The organism is Mycoplasma marinum, from assembly GCF_004335975.1.
GTDB classification, from domain to species: Bacteria; Bacillota_I; Bacilli_A; order Mycoplasmatales; family Metamycoplasmataceae; genus Mycoplasma_K; species Mycoplasma_K marinum.
The window spans coordinates 1-4,386 of sequence record NZ_PSZO01000037.1 but is presented as its reverse complement, the minus strand read 5'-3'; the positions used below and the strand labels follow the sequence as shown (position 1 = coordinate 4,386).

The window sequence follows — 4,386 nt, the reverse complement described above, 5'->3', positions numbered from 1 at the left end:
CTTGACTATAGAATTATGAATGTAGCTCTTTTGAGAGCAAGAAAAACACTTGCTATTTTTTACTTAGATGATCTATTACATGAGAATCTAATTAAAAAAGCAAAAGAAATAATTCCCAACCAGGAATTATTTCTTTTTTGCAAATTGTGCCTTGGTTAATAAAACACACATTAGTTGTGCGTGTTTTAGATTAAAACCCGAAAACTTTATTCCTTTTTATTTTTATTAATATAAAATTTCTTCTTTGGACTTTACCTTCAAGTTTTCTTGAGGTTTTTCATTTGAGTTTTCTTCTATGTACTTTTGCAATTGTTCAGCGTCATTAATATCATCTGAAAAATTTATTTTTTCTACTGTGCTTTTTGAGAATTCTTCAAATATTTTTTTGATAAATATTTCAAGGGCCTCTCTTTCTTCAGAATCTAAGTCACTATCAAAGGTGATTTTTTGGAGAATAGATTCCTCGTTTTTATTTTTAATAATAAAATTAAGAAAGTCAATAATTACCTCTCGTTCCTTAGAAAGCATTGCGTTATATTTTGTTTTGTTAATTACCATCATAACCTCCATATTCTTTAAACCTTATATAAGGATATTGTTTTTTTGCATCTAATATTTTATATACATTGTCTTTTATATCGTGAAAATCTATGTTTTTATAATTTTGTTCCCCAAATTCTTTATCGCCCTTAAAATTAGCCAATATTATTTGTTTTGAATCTGAATTAATGACAATTTTAGGATCATGAGATACTACAATTATTTGTTTGGATACATTTCATTTAGAAAGTTTTTCCACAATTTGTTCTTGTATCGTCATTGCATCTAAATCGTCGTCGGGTTGATCTAAGAATATAATATCTTTATCATCAAGTAAAATTTCTTCCAGTAATCTTTGGTGTTTTTCACCTATCGATAAATCATCGATATTAACATCACCAATAAAATGTTTGAAATTTATTAAAAATAAATCATCGATATTCTTTTTCTTGTACCTTGGTTCGAGTTGTAGAAAATCAAGTCAAGTCAAACACCCTGGTTTATATTTTTGATTTTTTGTATATTTAGTTAAGATAACTTCATCAATAAAATGTTGAAGTGTTATTTTATTAGTATCAATCTTAACTGTTTGCTTTGTTAAAATAGATTCTTTTGTTTCCAAACTCTTCATAACTTGTTCTTCTGAAAATTCTTTGTAAATTTGGGAGATTTTTAAAAATTCACCTTCAATTGCGTTAAAGTTGTTTCTAATTTTGTTTCATTTCTCCAATGCTTTTCCAGAAAACGATTCAAATTTCGATGATATTGTATCACTTGCAGTTTTTAAATTATCCAATTTTATTGAATGGATTAAGTGCTTAATTTTGTCGTTATTTTCTATTTGCTTTACAAAATTTGATGATGACAATAAAATTAATTCATTATTTATCTCTAATAATTTTTTAACTAATCAAGGAGAGATTGATTGTTGGTCTATCCCTTGAAAAAATGTTAAATCATTTTTAATTTTCAAATGTATTTTATCTTTCGGGAGTGAATCATAGATACTTGATTTAAGTTTCATTAAATTTTCAAATTTTTTGGTTTCTATACCTTCTTCAACTACCTTTTTGGCACTCGATAACCCTCCTGATACTATAGTCAATAATTCATTAATTAATTTTTTGGTTGGTGAGTTAGATATTTTAACATCATCCAAACCCGTTTCTTGAACCAAATTTAACTCATTCGCTTTCTCTTCATATGCAACTTTTAAAACTTCAGTAATGTTTTCGGTAAGTTGATTTTGTTTCATATACAAAATATCGCTAGACAAAATTTTGGAACCGTTGAATTTTAAGCTATTACTATTATTTTCAATAGCTTCTTTTAGTGAATTCATTAAGAAGGATTTGCCAGTTCCTCTTCTACCTATTATCGTATTAAGACCCCTTTCAAAATTAATCTTTTGTCCGTCGATTTCAAAACTTTTAATATAGTTTTCTATTGACGTTGGTTTATCTCCATATCCAACCCTTGTTTTATTAAATCTTATTATTTGGCTGATTCCATAGAAATTATTTTCAGCATATACTCACGGAACCTTTTTCTCAAAATTGTTTTTAAATTCATCAAAATCATGGGCATCTGTCCCAAAAATCTTACCCTTTTCCAATCCAGTCCGCTTTTCAATATAATCAATCGCACGCTCAACCGATTTCCTATTATTATCAGTATCAAATTTACTTTCCAACAAATCAAATGAAATGATACTTTCGTAAAAATCGTCTTTCATAGTTTCGTATTCTATATTCTCAGACCCCTTATGAAAGTGGGGAATTGCATAAAAAGGTATTTTTTTCTTTTTAATTTCAATAAGCATTTTTTGCAAACCTTCATTTATTGGTGAATTTTTTTTATAAACATTTACATTTTTAAAAACACCGCTATTAAGATCATCACATTGTTCTTTAGTTCCATCAAAAATAAAAATAATGTGTCCGGTTTTTTTGGTTTTGGTTTCAGTTTTTTCTTTTAATTCAAATGACACTTCCACACCATATAAAACATTAACATCATAGTTTGATTTCTCGATGTATTTCTCATATTTCTCAACTTCTGCAACATCTATAAAATCATGATTAGTTATAGCTAGTAAAGAGCCGCCGCCACTAACAAACTCATCCACAATACCCCCATAATCCTCCAAACCTTTGCGCCTAGCTCCATCCAAATCATTTGATGTATGGTGGTGTAAGTCAAATTTTTTCCATTCCATTTTATCTCCATTCTAATTATTTAAAATATAGCATATCCACACCCAATGTGGGAACAAATATTTATTGAATTGAAACTAAACTATACTTTATATCAAGAAATAAATTCTTTATTTTAAAAATGCATAAAATAATCATGCAGATCATTTTTAGCGTGTTCTTAGTTATATTGTATTAATTTGTTAATCATTCAAAGACATAAACTCCCTTAGAGAAGGTATAAAAAGCTTCTCTAATCAATATGAAGGTAAATCAATTTTACCAATAACATACTATAAGGATGTTATAAAGAAAATTGATATACCTTCATTAAACATTTCTTTTAGAACCTCTATCAGTGTACAAGGTAAAGAAGCTGGTCATGTATTACTTGTATTGTGCAAAAAGGCCCCAAGCCTTTATAAGCATCAGCTTGACTATAGAATTATGAATGTAGCTCGAAAAACACTTACTATTTTTTACTTAGATGATCTATTACATGAGAATCTAATTAAAAAAGCAAAAGAAATAATTCCCAACCAGGAATTATTTCTTTGTGCAAATTGTGCCTCGGTTAATAAAACGCACATTAGTTGTGCGTGTTTTGAGATTTTGTCTAACTCTTTATAATTGCAACTCATTTTTATTTTGTGGGGCATTTTTAAATTTGAATGTAAGTTTTATTTATGTGGAAAAGGGAGAATAAAAAGGTAAAAACGAATAATGATTCTAATTATTTGTTAATTTTACTTACATATAGTTTTTTGAAGAATAAGATTACATTCAAACCATAACGGAGTAAAGTTTAATAAAAATCAGGGATGTTATCGAAATTCACAAAAGATTTATTTTGGCCGGGATATTCAGCTTCTATTTTTTCAAAAATAGGGATTAGAATGTTTTCAAATCAAGTTAATATACTGTTCTCTTGAATTTCAGGATATTTACTAATGACTCCGTTTTTATCAGAAAGCTCATCTCCGTGAGTGCTGCAACACCTCCATTCATATCATAATGAAATTGCATCTCGCTCCTTTGGAGTTTTTCCTGAGTATGAATAAATGAATTTTTTGATGTCTTTTGCGCCCTTTTCACTTTTATTATTTACTAAAATAGAAGATATGTATCCAATTGATTTTTCTGCCAATTGACCTCACCTAGATAGTATTTGGTCTTGCATAATATCGCGGATTTGTATTTGCGCCATAATATTTTTGGCATTTCAATTAGTTGTTACTTCATCATAATCGCTTATTCCTATTGACATCTCTGATAGTCGATTTCTTTGAATTGTTTCATTAGTTGTCTTTTCTAGGTTTTCTCTGAATGTTTCAAGTTCCTTATATTGGTTTTCAATTTCTTTCTTTAGTTTAAAGGTGTGTATCATTTAATAATTATATAAAATGATGGTGTATTAAGGAGAAAATAAATTTTTATATAATTTTTATACGTACCATCACGAGCTCCACCTTTACCTTATCTGCACTTATGCAAAAAGCATAATTTGCCGGGGAGGAATGATATTGATTGAAAAAAACTTACAACATGTAAGTTCTTCATTGTAATTTAAAGTGCAACACTTTTACAGTTATAAATAAATTATACAAAAATTGTATATTAAAGATTCGGACTTGAAATGAGTTCGAGTTTT

The 4,386-nt window shown here is 28.0% G+C and carries 3 protein-coding genes; all 3 read right to left on the bottom strand.

The window, feature by feature from the left end; genetic code table 4:
* Nucleotides 1–225: 225 nt before the first annotated feature.
* The 3 genes from C4B24_RS04460 to C4B24_RS04450 all read right to left on the bottom strand — a co-directional run bounded on the left by C4B24_RS04460 (nucleotide 226) and on the right by C4B24_RS04450 (nucleotide 4,122).
* On the bottom strand, nucleotides 226–561 hold the full coding sequence (locus C4B24_RS04460; RefSeq protein WP_131599576.1) for a hypothetical protein: 336 nt from the start codon (nucleotides 559–561) through the stop codon (nucleotides 226–228).
* Nucleotides 548–2,758 carry a hypothetical protein gene (locus C4B24_RS04455; protein ID WP_131599575.1) on the bottom strand — a complete coding sequence of 737 codons (2,211 nt, stop codon included), beginning with the start codon at nucleotides 2,756–2,758 and terminating at the stop codon, nucleotides 548–550. Before C4B24_RS04455 ends, C4B24_RS04460 begins: the two co-directional genes overlap by 14 nt.
* A gap of 782 nt (nucleotides 2,759–3,540) precedes the next feature.
* Nucleotides 3,541–4,122 (bottom strand): hypothetical protein, encoded by a 582-nt coding sequence (locus tag C4B24_RS04450; RefSeq protein WP_131599574.1) that lies wholly within the window; start codon nucleotides 4,120–4,122, stop codon nucleotides 3,541–3,543.
* Between the last annotated feature and the right edge of the window lie 264 nt (nucleotides 4,123–4,386).